19 protein-coding genes and 1 pseudogene are annotated in these 21057 nt (G+C 72.4%); 8 read left to right on the top strand and 12 right to left on the bottom strand.

Annotated features, from left to right (window positions below):
- Nucleotides 1-10: 10 nt before the first annotated feature.
- Nucleotides 11-127 (bottom strand): annotated as a pseudogene (locus tag AB0I28_RS29040).
- A gap of 90 nt (nucleotides 128-217) precedes the next feature.
- Entirely contained in the window at nucleotides 218-1195 is a 978-nt protein-coding gene (locus AB0I28_RS29035; RefSeq protein WP_357498596.1) for a hypothetical protein, read from the bottom strand.
- A gap of 139 nt (nucleotides 1196-1334) precedes the next feature.
- Between AB0I28_RS29035 and AB0I28_RS29030 the strand changes: the two genes are divergently transcribed.
- Complete coding sequence (locus AB0I28_RS29030) at nucleotides 1335-1613, top strand: hypothetical protein (protein WP_357498594.1); 279 nt, start codon at nucleotides 1335-1337, stop codon at nucleotides 1611-1613.
- Here the strand turns inward: AB0I28_RS29030 and hutI are convergent.
- The 5 genes from hutI to hutU form a co-directional block, all read right to left on the bottom strand.
- Nucleotides 1610-2770: an imidazolonepropionase gene (gene hutI / locus AB0I28_RS29025; RefSeq protein ID WP_357498592.1), complete on the bottom strand. Its 1161-nt coding sequence runs from the start codon at nucleotides 2768-2770 to the stop codon at nucleotides 1610-1612. The two genes, AB0I28_RS29030 and hutI, sit on opposite strands and share 4 nt — an antisense overlap.
- A gap of 289 nt (nucleotides 2771-3059) precedes the next feature.
- Nucleotides 3060-3827: a hypothetical protein gene (locus AB0I28_RS29020; RefSeq protein WP_357498590.1), complete on the bottom strand. Its 768-nt coding sequence runs from the start codon at nucleotides 3825-3827 to the stop codon at nucleotides 3060-3062.
- Nucleotides 3824-4417, bottom strand: coding sequence for an RNA polymerase sigma factor ShbA (gene shbA, locus AB0I28_RS29015; RefSeq protein ID WP_357498588.1), 594 nt, complete (start codon nucleotides 4415-4417; stop codon nucleotides 3824-3826). Before shbA ends, AB0I28_RS29020 begins: the two co-directional genes overlap by 4 nt.
- Nucleotides 4418-4464: 47 nt before the next feature.
- Nucleotides 4465-5286, bottom strand: coding sequence for a M55 family metallopeptidase (locus AB0I28_RS29010; protein ID WP_357498587.1), 822 nt, complete (start codon nucleotides 5284-5286; stop codon nucleotides 4465-4467).
- On the bottom strand, nucleotides 5286-6965 hold the full coding sequence (hutU, locus tag AB0I28_RS29005; RefSeq protein ID WP_357498585.1) for a urocanate hydratase: 1680 nt from the start codon (nucleotides 6963-6965) through the stop codon (nucleotides 5286-5288). Before hutU ends, AB0I28_RS29010 begins: the two co-directional genes overlap by 1 nt.
- Before the next feature lie 156 nt (nucleotides 6966-7121).
- Between hutU and AB0I28_RS29000 the strand changes: the two genes are divergently transcribed.
- Nucleotides 7122-9584, top strand: a complete 2463-nt coding sequence (locus AB0I28_RS29000) for a S8 family serine peptidase (RefSeq protein WP_357498583.1) — start codon at nucleotides 7122-7124, stop codon at nucleotides 9582-9584.
- Here AB0I28_RS29000 and AB0I28_RS28995 read toward each other — a convergent pair.
- Nucleotides 9581-9901, bottom strand: coding sequence for a cupin domain-containing protein (locus AB0I28_RS28995; RefSeq protein ID WP_357498581.1), 321 nt, complete (start codon nucleotides 9899-9901; stop codon nucleotides 9581-9583). The genes AB0I28_RS29000 and AB0I28_RS28995 overlap by 4 nt on opposite strands.
- A gap of 71 nt (nucleotides 9902-9972) precedes the next feature.
- On the opposite strand from AB0I28_RS28995, the gene AB0I28_RS28990 reads away from it, so the two are divergent.
- Together AB0I28_RS28990 and AB0I28_RS28985 are read left to right on the top strand one after the other, a co-directional pair.
- Entirely contained in the window at nucleotides 9973-10914 is a 942-nt protein-coding gene (locus tag AB0I28_RS28990; protein WP_357498580.1) for a helix-turn-helix domain-containing protein, read from the top strand.
- A 41-nt stretch (nucleotides 10915-10955) separates the two neighbouring features.
- Nucleotides 10956-11864 carry a methyltransferase domain-containing protein gene (locus AB0I28_RS28985; protein ID WP_357498578.1) on the top strand — a complete coding sequence of 303 codons (909 nt, stop codon included), beginning with the start codon at nucleotides 10956-10958 and terminating at the stop codon, nucleotides 11862-11864.
- Here AB0I28_RS28985 and AB0I28_RS28980 read toward each other — a convergent pair.
- The gene (locus tag AB0I28_RS28980; RefSeq protein WP_357498576.1) at nucleotides 11861-12454 is read right to left on the bottom strand and encodes a TetR/AcrR family transcriptional regulator; all 594 of its coding nucleotides are present in this window, start codon (nucleotides 12452-12454) and stop codon (nucleotides 11861-11863) included. The genes AB0I28_RS28985 and AB0I28_RS28980 overlap by 4 nt on opposite strands.
- Before the next feature lie 138 nt (nucleotides 12455-12592).
- On the opposite strand from AB0I28_RS28980, the gene AB0I28_RS28975 reads away from it, so the two are divergent.
- Both AB0I28_RS28975 and AB0I28_RS28970 read left to right on the top strand, forming a co-directional pair.
- Nucleotides 12593-13561 carry an ATP-binding cassette domain-containing protein gene (locus AB0I28_RS28975; protein ID WP_357498574.1) on the top strand — a complete coding sequence of 323 codons (969 nt, stop codon included), beginning with the start codon at nucleotides 12593-12595 and terminating at the stop codon, nucleotides 13559-13561.
- On the top strand, nucleotides 13558-14379 hold the full coding sequence (locus tag AB0I28_RS28970; RefSeq protein WP_357498572.1) for an ABC transporter permease: 822 nt from the start codon (nucleotides 13558-13560) through the stop codon (nucleotides 14377-14379). The genes AB0I28_RS28975 and AB0I28_RS28970 overlap by 4 nt, the downstream gene beginning before the upstream one ends.
- A 41-nt stretch (nucleotides 14380-14420) precedes the next feature.
- Here the strand turns inward: AB0I28_RS28970 and AB0I28_RS28965 are convergent, their stop codons facing one another.
- Complete coding sequence (locus AB0I28_RS28965; protein ID WP_357498570.1) at nucleotides 14421-15803, bottom strand: MFS transporter; 1383 nt, start codon at nucleotides 15801-15803, stop codon at nucleotides 14421-14423.
- Nucleotides 15804-15898: 95 nt separating this feature from the next.
- Here AB0I28_RS28965 and AB0I28_RS28960 point away from each other — a divergent pair, with 95 nt between their 5' ends.
- Nucleotides 15899-16786: a LysR family transcriptional regulator gene (locus tag AB0I28_RS28960; RefSeq protein WP_357498568.1), complete on the top strand. Its 888-nt coding sequence runs from the start codon at nucleotides 15899-15901 to the stop codon at nucleotides 16784-16786.
- Between the two features lies 1 nt (nucleotide 16787).
- On the opposite strand, the gene murQ is transcribed toward AB0I28_RS28960, so the two are convergent.
- Nucleotides 16788-17702, bottom strand: a complete 915-nt coding sequence (gene murQ, locus AB0I28_RS28955; protein ID WP_357498566.1) for an N-acetylmuramic acid 6-phosphate etherase — start codon at nucleotides 17700-17702, stop codon at nucleotides 16788-16790.
- A gap of 136 nt (nucleotides 17703-17838) precedes the next feature.
- Between murQ and AB0I28_RS28950 the strand changes: the two genes are divergently transcribed.
- Nucleotides 17839-18468 (top strand): hypothetical protein, encoded by a 630-nt coding sequence (locus AB0I28_RS28950; protein WP_357498563.1) that lies wholly within the window; start codon nucleotides 17839-17841, stop codon nucleotides 18466-18468.
- Nucleotides 18469-19802: 1334 nt separating this feature from the next.
- On the opposite strand, the gene AB0I28_RS28945 is transcribed toward AB0I28_RS28950, so the two are convergent.
- Nucleotides 19803-21044 carry a threonine/serine exporter family protein gene (locus AB0I28_RS28945; protein ID WP_357498561.1) on the bottom strand — a complete coding sequence of 414 codons (1242 nt, stop codon included), beginning with the start codon at nucleotides 21042-21044 and terminating at the stop codon, nucleotides 19803-19805.
- Nucleotides 21045-21057: the final 13 nt, after the last annotated feature.

Below are 21057 nucleotides of genomic sequence, written 5' to 3'. Positions count from 1 at the left end.
GGGGCGGCTGCGGTGCCGACGGGATTCGAACCCGCGGACGGTTAGGGGCAGGCCCGCCCCGTCCCCATCACTCGACGTGGGGGGACCTCCCCGCGTCGATCGCATTGGGCCGCTCTGCCACGGCACCGCAGCCTGCGGGACCGCGCGCGGTCCCGCTTCGGCTCAGGGTAGGGACCTCGGGTCCGTCCGACAAGCGGCTATCGGCGACCGTGCCCGCTCAGCCCGGGTGGCTTCGGCGGCCGTAGTCCCAGTGCTGCGCCTCGCCCTCGGTCTCGCGGTAGGGCTCGCCGAAGGTCTGCCGGTGTCCGAAGTGGACCTCGGCGCTGCGCTCCTCGGTGCGGTATACGCGGGGGGCGGGTTCGGCGTAGCGGGAGGGGCTGCGGTACTCGCTGTCGGGACCGCGCCAGAACTGGCCGGTGTCGAACTTCGACTGCTCCGGCTCGCGCGCCGCCTGCCGCTCGGTCTCTCGCAGCGCCGCTATCCAGCCCTCCGCGACGGGATCGTCGGCGGGGTGGCGCGGGCGCGACGGCAAGCGGGTGCGCCGGGGGTCGGGCGAGGGGACGACGGGCGCGGCCTCGGAGCCGTAGGTGACCGGGTTGCGGTACGGCGTCGGGGAATGCGTGGTCTCCCGCCGGGTCACCGAGACGCGCTCGGTGGTGTGCGAGACGACCGACCCGAGGTTGGCCGCCAGCTGGATCTCGGGCTCCTCGTCGGCGGCGGCGTGGCGCGGGCGCCGGTCGTCGCCGGGGGTGCGGCGGGGCAGGTTCGCCGGGACGGCGCGCATGAGCGGTTGCTGCCCGGTGCGGGTGTCGAGGGCGTCGCGGGTCTGCTGGGCGGTGCCGACCAGGCGCGCGCACAGGTCGTCGACGACGAGTTTGAGGTCGCGGGTCTCGGTGCGGGCGCGGACGATGGCCTGCCGGGCGGCCTCGTCGGCGTCGGTGAACTCGTAGCGGACCTGGGCGATCTCGTCGCTGAGCTCCACGTAGACGATCTGCGGATCACTGCGCAATCCGATGGACAGTCCGATGAGGACGATCGAGGACACGGCGAGCAGGACGGACGTGCGCGACGGGCCCCCACCATCGCCCAGCAGCAGCGTTCCCGCCGCCACCGGGGCCAGCCCCACACCGCACCAGAACAGCACGGTGAACAGACGTCCTCCCCGCTGCCTCTGGCGAGGCGACGAGGGTGGCATAACGCCAGAGGTTACGCCTAAAGAGGTCGTAAAGGAACCCCTGAACCGCGCGTCGACCTGCACAGTGTCCATTGTGGAGCACTATGTACCGGTTCGGTTGATCTTGGGGGCCTTCGCGAGAAGCGGGTATGTTGCCTGCATGCCCTCGAGAACACGCCCCGAGACCGCCCGCGACATCACCATGCTGTCCGGCCTGATGCTCTTCCTCGGGTTCGTCGCGCTGGTCTGGTCGGCGGTGGCGACCTTCGGCAAGGACTACCCGCAGAGCGTCTCGGCCGCGCTGCTGGGAATCGGCCTCATGCTGGCCGGTATCGGCATCCGCCTGAAGCTCCTCGCACCCGTCGAACCCGCCGAGAAGCCCGAGGCGCCCGCGCCGGCCCCGCCGCCCGAGCCCCGTCCCGACCCCGACCAGTTCTAGACGACGACCTCGCCGCCCCGTACGACCTTGCGCACCAGCGGCACACCCGGCCGGTAGGCCAGATGCAGGGCGCTCGGCGCGTCCAGAATGGACAGATCGGCCCGCGCGCCGACACCCAGGTGCCCGACGTCGTCGCGCCGCAGTGCCCGCGCGCCGCCCGCCGTCGCCGCCAGGATCGCCTCCGGCACGGTCATCCGCATCTCCCGCACGGCCAGGGCGATCATCAACGGCATGCTCGACGTGTAGCAGGATCCGGGGTTGCAGTCGCTGGCGATGGCCACCGAGACACCCGCGTCGATCAGCCGGCGCGCGTCGGGATACGGCTGCCTGGTGGAGAACTCCACACCCGGCAGCAGCGTGGCCACAGTGGACGATGCGGCGAGCGCGTCGACGTCGGCGTCCGACAGGAACGTGCAGTGGTCGGCCGAGGCGGCGCCCAGTTCGACGGCCAGGCGCACGCCGGGGCCCTCGCCGAGCTGGTTGGCGTGCACGCGCAGCGCGAGGCCCTTCTTCGCGGCGGCGGTGAGGATCGTGCGGGCGGCGTCCTCGTCGAAGGCGCCGCGCTCGCAGAACACGTCGGCCCACTTCGCGTAGGTGGCGCAGGCGTCGAGCATCTCGCCGGCGGCGAGCGCGACGTATTCGGCCGGGTCGGTGTCGGCGGGGACGACGTGGGCGCCGAGGTAGGTGGTCTCGGCGGTGAACTCGCGGGCGATGCGCAGACTGCGGGCCTCGTCCTCAGTGGACAGTCCGTAGCCGCTCTTGATCTCGATCGTGGTGGTGCCCTGGCGCAGGGCCTCGGCGACGTGCCGGGCGGCGTTGGCGCGCAGGGCCTCGTCGGTGGCCGCGCGGGTCGCGGCGACGGTGGTGCGGATCCCGCCGGCCCGGTAGGGCTCCCCGGCCATGCGCGCGGCGAACTCCGCCGAGCGGTCCCCGGCGAAGATCAGGTGCGCGTGGCTGTCGACGAAGCCGGGCAGCACGGCGCCGCCCCGCGCCGACAGGGCCTCGTCGGCGGCGGGTGCCGAGGCGGCCGGTCCGAGCCAGGCGACGCGTCCGCCGTCGATGACCAGGGCCGCGTCGCGCAGGAGGCCGGTCGGGCCTTCGCCGAGTGACGGGTCGCAGGTGGTGAGTTCGCCGATATCGGTGATCAAGAGAGTCACACCGTCGACTCTATGCGCCCGGCCGGGACCGCGGCGGCCCTTGGGCGGTGCCGCGGTGGGCTGGCGAGGCGGGACCCGTCGACGGGGGTGAGTGCGACGGGCCCCGCCTCCGGGGAGGCCGCACCGGAACATGGCGGCGAACCGGTGGGCCTCGGAGCGCCGGGAGTGGTGGTAGCCCGTCCACCGTCTCCCGGACGGGGTGAAGTCCGGGTCTCACTGTGAAATCGCGGCGGCGGGACGGAACGCAACAGTCCCGAAGGGCTTTTTTCCGGCGCACGGCGCCCGGGCCTCACTTCGACGGCGTGTCCGGCATTCCCGGCAGTGTGACCGGCAGGTCCTCGCCCGACCAGCCCTCGCCCGACCAGCCCTCGCCCGGCCATCCCGCGCCGGGCAGGGTCGGGACGGGAGGTTCGGGGTCCTTGCCCTCATCGCCCTGCTCGTCGTCGGCGCCGTCCTCGGGCGTCGGGATCGGCGGTTTGGGGCCTTTCGGCTTCGTGGTCGGGTCGGACTCGTCCGGCTCGTCGGTGGGCGGCGGCGGGGTCGCCATCAGTTCGGGCTGTTCGGTGGGCTCCTGCTCGACGGGGGGCAGTTGCCCGCGCAGTTCGAGGACCTGACTGACCAGGTGATCGCGGTGGACCTCGTCGGTGAGCGTGGGGATCAGCCCTTCGAGTTCGGACAGCAGGCGCCGCACCTCGGCGACGTCGCCCTCGGCGAGCGCTCGGCGGGCGTCTTCGAGGAGGGTCTCGGCGTTGCGGTCGGCGAGTTCCTCGGCGGCGTGTTCGGGGGCGAGCAGCCGGGTGAGCGGCCACAGTGGACTGTCGGGCGAGGCGTTCGCGGCGAGGAATCCCAGGGAGGCGGCGGCGACGAGCACGAGCGCGGCGGCGATGGCGAGGCGGAAGCGGCGGGGAGCCGGGGGCGGCGCGTCGAGGGTGAAGTCGGGGAGGTCGGCGGCGATGTCCTCGCGCCAGGCGGCGAGCATCGGCGCGAGGCTGTCGGCGGAGGGTTCGGCGTCGCCGCGCGCGAGGGCGTCGAGGAGCCGGTCGTCGTCGGCGTTCATGTCACCACCTCTCCGAAGCCTCGGTCGAAGGAATCGCTCGCGAGTGCGCGCAGTCGCGCCAGGGCTCGGGACTGGGCGACGCGCACGTGCGGCGCGCTCATGCCGAGCACCTCACCTACCTCATCGGCGGACAGGCCCACGGCGATACGCAGCACCAGGATCTCGCGCTGCCGTTCGGGCAGCAGGCACAGGTAGGCCGAGAGCCGCTGCGCCAGATCGGCGTTGAGGGCGCGGTCCTCGGGTCCGGGGGCGGGATCGGTTCGTTCGGGCGGGTCGTCGACCGCGACGACGGCCGACGCGGTGCGCATCGCCGAGCGCTGGGCGTCGGCGACCTTGTTGGCGGCCACCGCGAACACGAAGGCGGCGAAGGGGCGTCCCCGGTCCCGATACCGCGGCAGGGCACGGAAGACGGCGAGGCAGACTTCCTGCGCGACGTCGTCGGCGCTGGTGTAGGCGCCGCCGATCCGCCCGAGACGGGCGCGGCAGTAGCGCACGACGCCCGGCCGGATGGCGGCGAACAGCTCGGTGACGGCCTCGGGTTCGTTTCGCGTCGCGCGCTCGACGAGCCCCTGATCGGGGGAAGCCGACATCGACGTGCCTTTCGTCCACCGGGGGTAGGGCCAACGTTACGCGACGGCTACAGCGGCACTCTCCCGAGCTGGATGATCAGCAGCATGACCCGGTAGGCCTCCTCGAAGGAGTCCGTCTCGAAGCGGACCGTGCGACCGTCCACTCGCGACACACCGGGGACGAGCACCGCTAGGTCCACGGCGACGGGCCGGCTCAGGTCCATCTCCAGCTCGACCGGTCCCTCGGCCGACAGGGCCCCGACGTGCGCCCGGCGGGCCATCGCGCGGGCGGCGCCCTCGCGCAGCCGCGAGCAGATCACCTTGGGGTGCACCGTTTCGGCGGCGAACTGGCCGAGAGCGCGCTTGACCTCGACGCTGACCGCGCCGGACACCAGGGCGCTGAACTCCGCGCAGGCCGCGTCGTCGCCGGACATGAACAGCACCGGCGCACCCATGCGCCCGGCCAGCAGCGCGTTCATGCCGATCTCGCCGTGGGAGCGGCCGTTGACGCGCACGTCGAGGACCAGGTCGCTCGACGTGTGCGCGAGCACGGCCGGACCGGTGCCCGCCTTGGCGTGGTAGCCGACGAACAGAACGGCGTCGGCGCCCGACTCCAGACCGCCCATCATGGACAGTCCGCGCGGCTTTCCCCGCACCAGCAGGACACGCGGGTCCAGGTCGTCGACGAGGATGTTGCGGAACGGACCGTGCGCGTCGGCGACCAGCACCGACGCGCCCGGCTCGGTCTCCAGCACACCGGCGATGACGGCGTTGACCTCGGCGGTCATCCAGCGACGGGCGCGCTCGTAGTCGTAGCGCTCCGGCTGCGTCTCGGCCCCGTGCACGACGGCGGCCACCCCTTCGAGATCCGCCGAGATCAGGACCCGCATCAGCCCTCCCGCATCGGCACGCGCACACCGGTCTCGGCCGCGACCTGCTCGGCGCGCTCGTAGCCGGCGTCGACGTGCCGGATCACGCCCATGCCCGGATCATTGGTCAGCACACGCCGGATCTTCTCGGCCGCGAGCGGAGTGCCGTCGGCGACGGTGACCTGCCCGGCGTGGATCGAGCGGCCCATGCCGACACCGCCCCCGTGGTGGATCGACACCCACGAGGCGCCCGAGGCGACGTTGACCATCGCGTTGAGCAGCGGCCAGTCGGCGATCGCGTCCGAACCGTCCAACATGGACTCGGTCTCGCGGTAGGGGGAGGCCACCGACCCGCAGTCGAGGTGGTCGCGGCCGATCACCAGCGGCGCCTTGAGCGTGCCGTCGGCGACCATCTCGTTGAAGCGCTCACCGGCCTTGTCACGCTCGCCGTAGCCGAGCCAGCAGATGCGCGCGGGCAGGCCCTGGAAGGCGACGCGCTCGCCGGCCAGGCGGATCCAGCGGGCGAGGGACTCGTTCTCGGGGAAGAGGTCGAGGATCGCCTTGTCGGTCTTGTGGATGTCGGCGGGGTCGCCCGACAGCGCCGCCCAGCGGAAGGGTCCCTTGCCCTCGCAGAACAGCGGGCGAATGTAGGCCGGGACGAAGCCGGGGAAGTCGAAGGCGCGGTCGTAGCCGCCGAGTTTGGCCTCACCGCGAATGCTGTTGCCGTAGTCGAAGACCTCGGCGCCGGCGTCCATGAACCCGACCATCGCCTCGACGTGCTTGGCCATCGCCTGACGGGCGCGGTCGGTGAACTCCTCGGGCTTCTTGGCCGCGTAGTCGGGCGCGTCGGCGAGGTCGATGCCGTCGGGGAGGTAGGCCAAGGGGTCGTGCGCGGAGGTCTGGTCGGTGACGATGTCGATCGGCACGCCCATCCGCAGCAGTTGCGGGACGAGCACGGCGGCGTTGCCGACGACGCCGACCGACAGGGCCTTCTTCGCGGTGCGCGCGTCGACGGCGAGCTTGACGGCCTCGTCGAGGTCGGCGGCGACGACGTCGAGGTAGCGGGTGTCCACCCGGCGCTTCAGGCGGACCGGGTCGACGTCGATGACGAGGCAGGCGCCGCCGTTCATGGTGACCGCCAGCGGCTGCGCGCCGCCCATGCCGCCGCAGCCGGCTGTCAGCGTCAGGGTCCCGGAAAGGCTTCCGCCGAAGCGTTTTTCAGCGACGGCCGCGAAGGTCTCGTAGGTGCCCTGGAGGATGCCCTGGGTGCCGATGTAGATCCACGAACCGGCCGTCATCTGGCCGTACATCATCAGGCCGAGCTGTTCGAGGCGGCGGAACTCCGGCCAGGTCGCCCAGTCGCCGACCAGGTTGGAGTTGGCCAGCAGGACCCGCGGCGCCCACTCGTGGGTCTGCATCACGCCGACCGGACGTCCACTTTGGACCAACATGGTCTCGTCGGCCTTGAGCGTGGTCAGCGTGCGCAGCAGCGCGTCGAAGCTGGGCCAGTCGCGGGCGGCCTTGCCGGTTCCGCCGTAGACGACGAGCTGGTCGGGGGCCTCGGCGACGCCGGGGTCCAGATTGTTCTGGAGCATCCGGAAGGCCGCCTCGGTCTGCCAGTTGTCGCAGGTCAAGGCGGTGCCGATGGGGGCCCGAACCGGCCGGGGTCCGCTCGTCGGAGCGTCGTTGCTCTCGGTCATAGGGCCGAGCGTACCGATGATCGCCCCGGACAGCGGCCGGGTGTCGATTCAGTGGATCACGCACCGGCCGGGCGGTCGGGAGGGCCCGCCGACGCCACGGGACGGGCCGTGCCGACCACCACGGTCCCCGGGCGCCGACCGCCTAGGGTTGACGCCGTGACCGAGTCCACGCCGCACGCGCCCGAGCCCGAAGGACGCCTCGAACCGGCGCCGCCCCCGCCGCCCACCGCCGTCGGGACGCTCGACCCGCCGCCGCCCCCTGCGGCGCCGCCCGAGCGGCCCTCGACGTGGGGTCCGCTCGCGGCGATCTACGCCGTCCTGGCCGGCGTGTGGGTGCTGACCTGGACCTTCGTGCTCCAGACGGGCGCGTGGGTGTGGTGGCAGCTCCAGGCCTCCGGCGACGAGCCGGTCTCGGCGGGCCTGTGGACGCTCGTGGCGATCGCCAACGCCATCATGGCCGCCACCGCGATCCTCCCCATGCTGTTCATGCGGCGCTGGCCCCGGCTGTTCGTGACGGCCGGCGCGTGGCTCTCGGCGGTGGCGGTGCTGCTGGTGATGGCCGCGACCCGTCTCATCCCCGGCGTCGCCAACGAAATCCTGCTGGGCGCGCAGGGCGTCGGTGCGCTACTGCTGGCCGCGATCGCGTGGGCCGTGCGCCGTCGGCGCGACGCCGACGCCGACGCCGAAGAGGACAAGGCCGGCGGCGGGCAGTGGTGGGCGCTGGTCGCCGGTGGCGTGACGCTGCTGCCGTGGCTGTGGTCGGGCGGCCTGGGCAGCCTGTGGGAGACCCTGGCGGCGGCCGTCGCCGCGACCGGGCTCGCCGCGCTCGCCGGGACGGTCCTCGGGCGCCGCTTCTGGGCGCCGTTCACGCAAGGAGGCGGCTGGCGGCTGATGCTCGGCGGCGGGACCGCCGCCGGTGTCGCGCTCTACGTCCTCGGCTCGGCCTTCGGCGGCACCGGTGTGCAGATCCCGCTGATGGTGCTGCTCTCGGCCCTCGGCTTCGCCGTCGCCGCCCTCCAGCGCGGCCCCCGGTTCGCCGGGCGCGTCGTGGCCTGCGCGGTAGGCCCGGCGGCCTTCGGGCCGCTGGCCTTCATCGACTCCGACGAGTTCCTGCCGCTGGTGCTCGGCCCGGAGGACTTTGGGAAGTGGTCGGGGATCGCGCTGCTGATCGCCGTTCTCGCCGCCTGGGTGGTCGCGGGCGTCTACATCGCCCTGTCGAGGCGGCTCCTGGAGCTGCCGGCCGTCGGCGCGGCGGTCTCGGTGCTGGTCCTGGCGACGGCGTGCGCGGTGTACTTCACCGGCAGCCCCGGCTTCACCGGCGAGCGCGTGGTCGTCGTGCTGAGCACGCAGGCGGACCTGTCCGGTGTCAGCGAGATCGCCGACCGCGACGAGCGGCTGACCGAGACGCACCGGCGCCTGGTCGCGCACGCCGAGGAGAGCCAGGCCTCGCTGCGGTCCGAACTGGACGACCGCGGGATCGCCTACACGCCCTACTACCTGGTCAACGCGATCGAGATCGACGAGGGCCTCGACGCGCGCCTGTGGCTCGATGACCGTGACGACGTGTCGGCGGTGCTGCTGAGCCCGCAGCTGCGGCCGGTGCCGGAGGCGGCGCCGGTGATGAGCGGTTCGGACGAGAGCGTCGCCGCGGCACAGCCGAACATCTCGCTCATCGGCGCCGACAAGGCGTGGGAGTCCGGTGTGGACGGTTCGGGGATCACCATCGGGATCTCCGACTCCGGTGTCGACGGCTCGCATCCGGCGCTGGAGAACGGGTTCCGGGGCGGCGACGACTCGTGGCTGGACCCCGACGGCGGCACCACGACGCCCAATGACCCCAACGGCCACGGCACGCACGCGCTGGGACTGGCGCTCGGCGACGACGGGATCGGTGTGGCACCGGGCGCGTCGTGGATCGGCTGCATGAACCTGCCGCGCAACCTGGGCAATCCCGCTGACTACATCGCCTGCATGCAGTTCATGCTCGCGCCCTACGGTCCCGGCGAGGACCCGTTCACCGCAGGGGACCCGACCCGCGCGCCGCACGTGCTGACCAACTCCTGGGGCTGCCCGCAGATCGAGGGCTGCGACGAGTCCGTGCTCGGTCCGGGGGTCGACGCGCTGACGGCGGCGGGGATCTTCGTGGTCGTCGCGGCCGGGAACTCCGGCCCGGCGTGCGAAAGCGCGTCGACGCCACCGGCCCGCTACGACGGCGCCTACACCGTCGGAGCCGTGGACAACGCGGCGAAGGTGGCCGGGTTCTCCAGCCGCGGGCCGATCTCGGGCACCGGGGCGGCCAAGCCCGACATCGCCGCGCCGGGCGTCGAGGTGGTGTCCTCGCTGCCCGGCGGCGGCTACGGGCCCCTGTCGGGGACTTCGATGGCGACGCCGCACGTCGCCGGGGTGGTCGCGCTGCTGTGGCAGGCGAACCCCGAGCTGATCGGCGACATCGCCGGCACGGAGGCGATCCTGGCCTCCACGGCGACCCCGGCGACGGGTGCGCTCGACCTCCTCGACGAGGAGGTCCCCAACGGGCTCGACGCGTGCGGCGGCGCGAAGAACCTCGTCGGCGCGGGCGTGATCAACGCCTTCGCCGCCGTGGAGGCCGCGCGAGGCTAAGCGGCCTTGGCGGTGAACACCAGGATCCTGGCGCCCGACTCGGTTCCCGGCTGGTGCCGGGAGCCCGGCCAGTAGTGCAGGAAGGATCCGGCGGGGTAGCGGCGGCCGTTGTCGAGCAGTTCGCCGGAGGCGACGTAGACGAGCTCGTCGGCGCCGTGGACGTCGACCTCGGGCCACTGCGTGCCTGGCTCGAAGTCGAAGGCGCGGGCGGCGACGGCGTCGCCGGGCAGGCCGATGCGGGTGATGCCGGGGGCGATGTCGGAGGTCACGACCTCGTCGAGGTGGACGGCGGTGACGCGGTCTTCGGGTGCTGTCATGTCCACCATCCTGCGGTCGAAGATCACGCCCGGGCAGTGGCAGTGAAGTCATCTTTGGATATGTTTCTGCCATGCACAAGGTCGTCGCACTCCTGCACCCGCCGCAGTCGCCCTTCGAGCTGGCCTGCGCGGCGGAGGTATTCGGCCTGTCGCGGGCCGGCCAGCCGTCGCGGTACTCCTTCGACGTATGCGCGCTGCGCCCCGGGGTGATGCCCACGACGATCGGCTACGGCCTCACCGTCGAGCACGACCTGTCGCTCCTCGACCGCGCCGAGACCGTCGTCATTCCCGGCTGGCAGGCGCGCGAGGAGCCGGTGCCGGCCGAGATCCTCGACGCCGTGCGCGCGGCGCACAAGCGCGGCGCGCGCATCCTGGGCGTCTGCTCGGCGGCCTTCGTGCTGGCCGAGGCCGGGCTCCTCGACGGCCGCCGCGCCACCACGCACTGGCGCGCGGCGGCCGAACTGGCCGCCCGGCATCCGAGCGTCATCGTCGACGAGGACGTCCTCTACGTCGACCACGGCGACGTGGCGACCAGCGCGGGCACCGCCGCCGGCGTCGACCTGTGCCTGCACGTCGTGCGCGGCGACCACGGGGCCGCCTACGCCGCCGAGATCGCCCGGCACATGGTCCTGCCGCCGCACCGCGAGGGCGGGCAGTCGCAGTACGCCCGGCGGGAGGTGCCGGCCGCCGGGGACGGGGGCCTCGCTGGCGTGCTGGCCTGGGCCGGGGAGAACCTCGACGCCGACCTCGGCGTGGTCGCGCTGGCCCGGCGGGCGCGGATGTCGACGCGGACCTTCGCGCGGCGCTTCACCGCCGAGGTCGGCGTGACCCCGGGCGAGTGGGTGCTGGCGCGGCGCCTCGACGCGGCCCGCGAGCTGCTGGAGCGCGCGGACCTGACCGTCGACGCCGTCGCCGGGCGGGTCGGGCTGGGCTCGGCGCTGAACCTGCGGCGGCACTTCCGGGCGCGGCTGGGCACGACCCCGGCCGGCTACCGGCGGGCCTTCGCGGGCTAATTCCCTTGCCGGCAAAGCGGAAGCGCTCCTAGCGTGCGGGCATGCTCTATCAGCACCCGCTCGCCTACCTGCTCGGCATCCAGGGCATCGCGCTGATGCGCAGCTGGGGCGGCGGGCGCGACCGCGCGTTCGTGCAGGCCCGCATCGACGAGATCCGCGCCCTCCTCGACGACGCCGAACGCTGGGGCGAGGGCACGGAGGCCGAAGAAGCGCCCGCGGCCGACGTCTACGCCGCGTGGGCACCGAACTACGACGATCCCGGCAACGGAATGATCGACCTCGAACAGCCCGTGGTGCGCCGCTTCCTCGACCGGTCCGAACCGGGCCTCGCGCTCGACGCGGCCTGCGGCACCGGGCGGCACGCCGCCTACCTCGCCTCTCGCGGGCACCGCGTCATCGGCGTCGACACCTCCCCGGCGATGCTGGAGCCGGCGCGCGCCAAGCTCCCCGGCGCCGAGTTCCACCAGGCACGACTGGAAGAACTGCCGCTGCCCGACGCGCACGTCGACGTCGTCGTCTGCGCCCTGGCACTGTGCCACGTGCCGGACCTGGCGCCGGTGTTCGCCGAGTTCGCCCGGGTGCTCAAGCCCGGCGGGCGGCTCGTCGTGTCCGACGTACGCGGGATCCAGGGGCTCTACGAGGAGCCGATCGTGCGCCGCGCGGCCGACGGCCGCGTGATCTACGTGCGCAACCTGGGCCGGTCGGCCGCCGACTACCTGACCACCGCCATCGCGCACGGCTTCGAGGTCCTCGACTGCGTCGAACCGCGCCTGCCGGGAAGCCACGTCGACGAGGACGGCGTCCCCGGCAACGCCACCGGCCCGGCTCCGGAGTTCTCACCCGAGGGCCCGCCCGACCGCTGGGCGCTGCACCCCTTCGCCGCCGAGGCGACCAACGCCGCCTTCGACGGCGCGCCGGTCCTCATCGCGTGGGAGTTCCGCAAGCGCTAGTTCCCCCGGTACAGGCCGCGCTCGAAGGTGCGGATGACCGTCGCCGCGACGCCGTGCCTCGGCAGCTCGCCCTTCGCGCCCGCCTCGCCGCCGGTGTAGGTCAGCGCCCACAGGGTCTGCTGGATCCAGTCGACGCTCACGTCGGGGTCGAAGACGCCCTCGGCCTGCCCGCGCGCGATGAGCTCGCGGACGGAGCGGTCGGCGATGTCGGGGTTGTCGGCGGGGTCGATGAGTTCGAGCATGGCCGGCTCGCCCCACAGGAACATCATGTGCTCGTAGGTGTCGACCATGGCCGTGATGAGGCGGTGCATCGCCTCGCGCGCCGGGCCTTCTTCGAGGCGGGCGTCGAGGATCGAGTCGCCGATGGCGGTGATCGAGTCGGCGACGGTGGCCTTGATCAGCTCGTCGCGGTCGGCGAAGTAGCGATGCACGGTGGTGCGCCCGACCGCCGCGGCCTCGGCTATCTCGGCGAGGGTGGCCGACCGGTTGCGGGCGAGCACGGTGGCCGCGGCGGTGAGGATCGCGCGGCGGGTGCGGCTGCGGGTCGGCGACTCTGCCGATGCGGTCGACTCGGCGGACGTGCTGGTCATGGGCCGATCGTAGCGGGCGGACTCGGCGGTGCCGCACCGTTCCGGTCTCTCAACGCCTCAGAATGGAACATGAATGTTCCATAATGGTAGTGTCGGCTTCCCAAACGAAGCAAGAATGACTCAAAGGAGGTGGGAGACGTGCACGCGCTGGTCGCCGAAGGACTGCGCAAGACGTTCGGCAAGACCCGGGCACTCTCCGGTTTCGACCTGGCGGTGAAGGAGGGGACCATCTGCGGTCTCCTCGGACCGAACGGTTCGGGCAAGACCACGGCCATCCGGATCATGGCCACGCTCCTGCGGGCCGACGGCGGGACGGCCACCGTCGCCGGCTTCGACGTGACCCGCAAGCCCGGCCAGGTCCGCCGCCGCATCGGCCTGACCGGGCAGGAGGCGGCCGTCGACGAGATCCTCACCGGGCGGGAGAACCTGGAGATGTGGGGCCTGCTCTACCACATCGGCAAGAAACGGGCCAAGATCAGGGCGGGCGAGCTGCTGGAGCAGTTCGCCCTCACCGAGGCCGCCGACCGGCGCGTCAAGCACTACTCGGGAGGCATGAGGCGGCGGCTCGACCTGGCCACGACCCTCATCCTCGCCCCGAAGGTGCTGTTCCTCGACGAACCGACCACCGGCCTCGACCCCCGCAACCGCAACGAGGTCTGGTCGGCCATCCGCTCCCTTGTGGATGGCGGCACGACCGTCCTGATGACCACCCAGTACCTCGACGAGGCCGACCGGCTCGCCGACCGGATCGCCGTGCTGGCCGCGCTTCCCGGCGAAGGCGGCCGGATCATCGCCGAGGACAGCCCCGACCGGCTCAAGGCGATGATCGGCGGCGACCAGATCGATCTGGTCGTGCGTGACGAGTCCACCTTGGACACCGCCGCGAAGGCGATCGGCCGCATCAGCGCCGCCGAGGTCGAGGTGAACACCGACGAGCGGCGCCTCAACGCGCCCGCGCGCGACCGGATCGGCGTGCTCACCCAGGTTCTGCGCGAACTCGACGACCTCGGCGTCGAGGTGGAGGACGTCGCGCTGCGCAGGCCGACCCTCGACGAGGTGTTCCTGCGCCTGACCGGGCGGCACATTCCCGGCGAGGAGGCGTCGTGACCACCTTCGACGAGGCGAGCCCCTCGCTCGGTTCGCACCTGTACTGGGCGATCCGCGACGGCTGGACGATCACCACGCGCGGGCTGGTCCACTGGATCAGGAACCCGGCCGTGGCGATCGGCGGCCTGCTCTACCCGATCGTGATGGTCGCGCTGTTCGGGCTGGTCCTGGGCAGCGCCATGACCGTCGAGGGCGGCGGGGACTACGCCGAGTTCCTGATGCCGGGGATGTTCGCGCAGGCCATGGCCAACGGCGTGATGGCGACCATGGCGATGATCAGCAGCGACGCCTCCCGCGGCGTCACCGACCGCTTCCGCACGATGCCCATGTCGCAGACCGGCGTCGTGCTGGGCCGCAGCTTCGCCGACATGATCAATTCCGTGCTGGAGCTGATCATCCTGCTCGGCTGCGGCCTGGCGATCGGCTGGACCTGGCACGGGACCTGGGGAGCGGCGCTGAGCGCGGTCGGGCTGCTGCTGCTCCTGCGCTTCGCGATGATCTGGGTCGGCATCTACCTCGGCCTGTTCCTCAAGCCCGAGGCGGCCGGGGCGGCGTGGATGGTGCTCATGCCGATCACCATGCTGGCCAACACCTTCGTCTCGCCCGAGCAGCTGCCGGGCTGGCTGGCCCCGATCGCCGAGTGGAACCCGCTCTCGGCGACCGTGGCCGCCAGCCGGGAACTGTTCGGCAACCCCGGAGTCGTCGGCGGATCCTGGCCGGCCGACAACGCGCTCCTGCTGGCGATCGTCTGGCCGCTGGTCGCCTTCGCGGTGTTCCTGCCGCTGTGCGCGCGCAAGTACCGCAGGCTCAGCCGCTAGCCGGGGCCGTGGGTCCGTCCACTGGGGACGGACCCACGGGTTCAGGCCGGCACGGGCACCGGGCGTCGCGAGCGCAGGCCGAAGGCGCTCACGACCGCCGCGATCACCGCCAGCGCAAGAGGAAGGACCAGACCGGCGCGGTAGCCGTCGAGGACCGCCGCCGGTGACGTGCCGTCGGTGGCCGCGACGCTGATCGCGGTGACGGCCGACAGTCCGAGCGCGGCGCCGAACTGGAAGGACGTGTACAGCAGTCCGCCGGCCAGTCCCTGCTCCTTCTCGGCGACGCCGTCGGTGGCCGCGATGGTCAGCGGGCCGTAGGCGAAGGAGAAGGACAGGCCGATCAGCAGCAGGCTCGGCAGCATCACCGCGTAGGCCCAGTCGCCGCTGACGGGCAGGAACAGCGCGTAGGCGACCGCCGCCATCACGAGGCCGCCGAAGATGACCCGGCCGGTGCCGAAGCGCCGGACGAGCACGGGCGTCAGGGTCGGCGCGATGATCACGTCGATGCCCATCACCAGCAGCGCGAGGCTCGTCTCCAAGGTGGACCACCCGCGCCACTCCTGCATGTACAGCACCACGAGGAACTGGAAGCCGAAGAAGGCCGCGGCCATCAGCAGCGTGCCGAGGTTGGCGCGGATCAGCGCCGCCGAGCGGAAGATCCCCAGGCGCACCAGGGGATGGGCCGTGCGGCGCTCGATGGTGACGAACAGCGCCAGCGCGGCGAGCCCGGCGGCGAAGGTCGCCAGGGTCGTGCCGAGACCGACGTGCGAGGCGCGCTCGACGCCGAGCACCAGCAGCACGATCGCGCCCGTGATCGCCGCTCCCCCGCCGAGGTCGACGCGGCTGCCGGGAACGCGTTCGGGCTCGGCGGCGCGCGGGATCAGGATCAGCGCGGCGGTGAGGATGATCGCGGCGAGCACGACCGGGGCGCCGAAGACCCAGCGCCAGTCGACGGCGGTGAGCAGTCCGCCGATGACCAGGCCGACGGAGAAGCCGCCGGCGGCGGTGCCGGAGTAGATCAGCAGCGCGCGGTCGCGGGCCGCGCCCTCGGCGAAGCGCGTCGTGATGATCGACAGGCCGGCCGGGGTCATGAAGGCCGCGGAGACGCCGGTGACGAACCGCGCGACGATCAGCACCCAGCCCTCCTCGGCGAAACCGCCGAGGCCGGAGAAGAGCAGGAAGACCGCGAGCCAGCCGACGAACACGCGACGGCGGCCGAAGAGGTCGGCGGCGCGCCCGCCGACGAGCATGAACCCGCCGTAGCCGAGGACGTAGGCGCTCACCACCCACTGGAGCTCCCCGGTGGTCATGCCGAGGTCGGCGCGGATCGCGGGGAGGGCGATGTTGAGCATGGCGATGTCGATGCCCTCAAGGAAGATGGCGCCGCACAGGACGAAGAGCACGCCCCAGTCACGTTTGGTCATGAACCCAACATCTCCGCGGGCCGCGCCGGGAACAACGGCGAAGATCGAAACGTATCGTTCAGTGGGGCTTACCGATGGCGGAGAGGACGGCGGGCGTGGACTGCGACGAGCTCGAATGCTTCATGGTCCTGGCGACGGAACTGCACTTCGGGCGCACCGCCGAGCGCATGCGGCTGTCGCGGGCGCGGGTCAGCCAACTGGTGCAGAGGCTGGAGCGGCGGATCGGCGCGCCCCTGTTCGCGCGCACGAGCAGGCGGGTGTCCTTGACCACTCTGGGCCGCCGGCTGCGCGATGACCTCGAACCGCACCAGCGCGGGATCAAGGCGGCGATGGCGCGGGCGATGGCCTCGGCGAAGGGCATCGACGAGGTGCTGCTGGTCGGTTTCACCAACCCGCTCACCGGCGAGGTCGTCGTCAAGGCCGCCGAGGCGATGCGGACCAGGCATCCCGAGATCGCCGTCGAGATCTGCGAGGTGCCCTTCAACGACCCCTTCTCGCTGCTTCGCAAGGGCGAGTTCGACGTGCAGCTGAGCCCCTTCCCGGTCCGGGAGAGCGACCTGGGCGAGGGGCCGGTTCTGTTGTCGGAGCGGCGAAGTCTGGCTGTCCACACCGGACACGAACTGTCTAAAAGGGACGAGATCTCACCGGAGGACCTCGCCGGGGTCGAGCTCATCGACCTCGAAGGCGAGCCGCCCGGGTACTGGCGCGACTTCCACTCCCCGGCGCGCACGCCGTCGGGACGGGCGATCCCGCGCGGTCCGCTGGTCGCCAACCACCAGGAGGCGCTGACGCTGGTCGGCGCCGGGAAGGGCGCGCTGCTGTCGGCGGCGCACGCGGCCGTCTACCACCCGCGCCCGACGGTCGCCTACGTCCCGCTGGACGCCGAGCCGGTCGGCTACGGGCTGGTGTGGCGGGCCGGAGACGAGAACAGGGCGGTCCGGGCCTTCGCCGAGACCGCCCTGGACGTGGTGTCCGCGGACTGACCTACTTGCCGAGCGCGACGGCCAGACGCCCGCCGGCCTCGGCGAGCATGCCGACGCCGGTCTCGGCGTCGACACCGCGCTCGATCATCAGGACGGCGAGTTTGGTGTTGTCGCCGGCCTTCGCCAGTGCCGTCTCGGCGGCGGCGAAGTCGACGCCGGTGATCTCGGCGACCATGCGCGCGGCGCGAACGGCGAGCTTGTCGTTGAGGATCTGCATGTCGACCATGCGGTTGCCGTAGGTCTTGCCGAGCTGGACCATGGCGATCGTCGAGATCATGTTCAGCACGAGCTTCTGCGCGGTGCCCGACTTCAGGCGCGTCGAGCCCGCCACGACCTCCGGGCCGACGGCGATCTCGATGGCGAACTCGGCCGTGGCCGACAGTCGCGTGCCGGTGTTGCAGGAGATGCCGACGGTCAGCGCGCCCAGCTCACGGGCGCGGGCGACGGCCGCGATGGCGAAGGGCGTGCGGCCGCTGGCGGCGATGCCGATGACCACGTCGTCGGGGCCGATGCCGTGGTCGTCCATCGCGGCGGCGCCCGCCGCCTCGTCGTCCTCGGCGCCTTCGGTGGACAGCACCAGCGCGTCGGGGCCGCCGGCCATGATCGCCTGCACGAACTCCGGGGGCGTGCCGTAGGTCGGGGGGCACTCCGAGGCGTCGACGACGGCCATCCGGCCGGCCGTGCCCGCGCCGACGTAGCGCAGGCGCCCGCCGTTCTTCAGGCGCGGGACCAGGGCCTCGATGGCCGCGGTGATCTGCGGCAGCGCGCGGGCGACCGCGCGGGGGACCTCGGTGTCGGCGTCGTTCATGGTCGCGGCCAACTCGCCCACGGACATGCGGTCGATGTGGGCGTATCTCGCGTCGGCCTGCTCGGTGCCGAGCTCCGCCAGTGTGGCCGCGTCGTTGACCGTCGTCATCAATCTCCCCAGGCTCGGAGCTTTCCTCCGCCATGGAGGCTCCGCAGTGAAGGCTAGCAACGCTTCCTCGGCATGGAAAACTGTCGTACCCCACGCCTAAAGTAAGGGGTACAGACGCGGAGGGAGGGGTACAAAAATGCCCAGCCAGTTCGAGATCACCCTCAATGGATTCGTCAACTTCCTGCGGACCCGCGGCGCCGCACGGGTGGACGTGGTAACCCGCCAGCTCACCCAGTACACCGAGCCCTACTCCCCGGCTCGCGACTTCTACCGCCGCATCATCAACGCGATGGTGAGCGGCCGCCGTGCCAATGACGACGCGGCCATCTGCAAGGCGGTGCTCGACGCGGCACCGCAGTACAAGAAGGCGCACTACGAGTCGGTCGTGGAGGGCTGGCTCAAACTGCTGCCGGAGTTCACCGGCACCCGCCTGCTGCCCGTGCACACCGGGCGGTGGCACAACGAGTCCGTGACGGTGCGGGTCACCCCGCACATGCTTCTCGCCTTCGACGACGGCCACAAGGAAGCCCTGTGGATGTACGTCAAGGCCGAACCGCTGCCCGCCGCCGACGCCGAGGCGATGCTCTGGCTCGCGCGGGAGGCCATGCCCGAGATCCACGCGGGTGCCACGGCGGTCGTCGTGGACGTCCGCCGGGAGAAGGTCTGGCGGGCCACGCCGGACGGCGGCGAGTACGGCGCCTGGCTGGAGGCCGAGGCGAACGGTTACAAGTTCCTGGCCGAGCGTTGGGAAGGGACGCAGATCTGACGCCGGGACGGGATTCACGGCAGAGTCCGACATGACGAGGGGTGCCGCCGACGGCGCCGGGGCCGGGAGGTCTGGCGTGGGACGGGAGTTCTGGTTCGGCGGCCGGGGGTTCGACTGGGAAGGGACGCCCCGCACGCGTGACGCGTGCGGGGCGGTTCCGTGGGGTTTGGGTTGGTGGGGTTGGTCGCTCGGGGGCGCGGCTGGGGGCACGGCTCGGCGCCGGGTGGTGGGGGGCTGGGGGCACGGGTGTGGGCTTGTGGGGCGGAGATAGGGCCGCGCCCTTGGGCGTGAGGCCCGGCGCCCGGCGACCCGGCTCGAAGTCCGGGGGTGGCGAGCCCACGCCGTGGCGGCAGAGGCGGTCCGCTGGCGGTGCCCGCGAGGCTCGCGTACCCGGCCTGGGCTCCTCTTGCCGCGACCGATTCGGGGTCCAGCGCTGGCGGAGGCCGCACGCCGACGGAAGGGGCGGAACCCGCGACGCCCGCACGTCGCGGGAGGTGGAGTTCAGCACGGAGCCCGCGTCCAGCGCCCGGGTGATCTCCGCGCCGGCGCCGGCCACGCGACTGACTGCGGGGTTTCGCCGATGACGCCCGGACGACCCCTGGTGTGGCGTCCGGCGCCCATCCGACCGCAGGACCGCCAGTGGTTGCCGGTGCACGCCGATGCCCAGCGCCCCGACACGGCATCCGCATCAACGAAGTCGCTCACCGACTATCTCGACGACCCGACGCGATGCTCGGGACTCGCTAGACCGCGAGGGCGACAACGGCGGCGGGGGCGGAGGAGGCAGGTGGGTCGCCTACGCCGTGGAACCCGTGTGCCCCCGCGACCGGCCCGGTCTCCGGCACCAGCGACCAGCACAGTGGGCGGCGAAGTCAGCCCGCCCCCGCCCCGTGAGGCTCGCATGCGACGCGATGTGCCCGACGGCGCGTCTCGCCCCGCACAACGCGCAGGAACCCGGCACCGGGTCCGCACCGAGGGCCAACGCGGCTGGCGGTGAGGTCAGGTTGCCGCTCACCAGTGACGCCTGCGTCCCCGGCGCCGCAGTGAACCCGGCGAACCCCGGCCCAAGGCTCCGCGTCCGCGACAACCGCACCGCCCAGGGAGGCAAAGTGCACAGCTCGCGCCGAGGCCTGGGCCTGCCCACCATGATGTAAAGGCGCCTGTGGCCGCGAAACCCGCTCGCCGGCGATGAGGGCGGGTGCATGGCCGTGTCGCAGCCCCGCGCGCCCGTATCGGTATCCGGCACCGGCGAGCCGCGCAGCCAGCGGTGGAGCCAGGAGAGCCGCTCCCGCAACCCCACACACCCCACACCCCACGCCCCGCCCACCCCCGCCTCACAACGAATGCCGCAACGCCTTCGGCCCCGCGACTATCGCCCCCACCAGCATGCCCAGCCCGATCGCCATCAGCAGCTGGGCCATCGACGCGATGTCGGTGAGACCCTCGACCTGGTCGCCGCCGAGCCAGGTCTCCAGTCCCCGCAGCCCGTGGGCGCCGGGCGTCAGCACGTAGAACGCACCGAGGTGCAGCACGTAGGCCGGCGGCAGCCGGTGGAACCGCCCGAGGGTCAGGGCGGTCACCGTCATCACGACCGCGCCGATGAAGGTCCCCGTGGGGTCGCCGACCGCCCGTGTTCCGATCTGCACGGCGGCGACGGTCACCAGCACCACGAGCAGTGCCCAGGGCAGGTCGCGGGGGGTCATGGAGAAGCCGAACATGATCCCGACCGTGAACAGGCTCCACCCGATCCACACCGCCCACGGTCCGAGGTCCCCACCGCCGTCACTGTCGAACAGGGCGTCGGCGGGCACGTCGGCGACGAAGGTGGCCAGGGACGCGCCGAAGGCGAGCACGAGCAGCGTGACCATCGCGTACACCAGGCGGGCGGTGCCGGCGGTCATCCGTCCGACGACGAGTTCGAGGCAGGCGGCCGAGAGGGCGTCGCCGGGGATGAAGTAGAACAACGCCGGCAGGATCAGGGGGATCGGCGCCCCCTCGACCCAGTCCTGCCGGTAGGCGAACAGCACCACCGAGGACACCATGATCGAGCCGATCAGCGGCGACGCCAGCGTCAGCCACAGCTTCCCTCTCCCGGCGGCGACCAGCAGCCCGACGAGCAGGCCGGTCACCGTGCACACGATCACCTGCTGCCAGCTCGGCTGGATCGAGATCCCGAACCCGACGCTGAACAGCACCAGCCCGAACACCTGCCAGGGCCTGCGCCAGCGCGGGGGACGCTCGGCGTCGGCGACGATCCGCGCGCGGGCCTCGCCGGGCGTCAGGGAACCGTCGTGGATCCCGATGAGCACTCGCTTGAGCCTCGAAATACGGTCCAGGGGCGGCACGTCGGGGGTGGCGGAGAACGACGCCGTGCGCTCGCCGAGGGTGAGGATCGCCGAGTCGGCGAGGAAGGTGACGTCGACGGTGTGTCCGTAGGTCGCCGCGACTTCCCTCACTAGCGTCTCGCAGGTGTACGTGCCCTCGTAGCTGCCGTGCAACAGGGTCCGCACGAGGTCCGCCAGGAGAGGGAAGAGGTCGGCGTGGCTGACCGCCACACCGACCGGCTTCGTCGTCATCGCACCCGACCGT

This window comes from Phytomonospora sp. NPDC050363 (assembly GCF_040655735.1).
In the GTDB taxonomy this organism is placed as follows: domain Bacteria; phylum Actinomycetota; class Actinomycetes; order Mycobacteriales; family Micromonosporaceae; genus Phytomonospora.
This window is presented reverse-complemented; position numbering and strand designations above follow the sequence as displayed.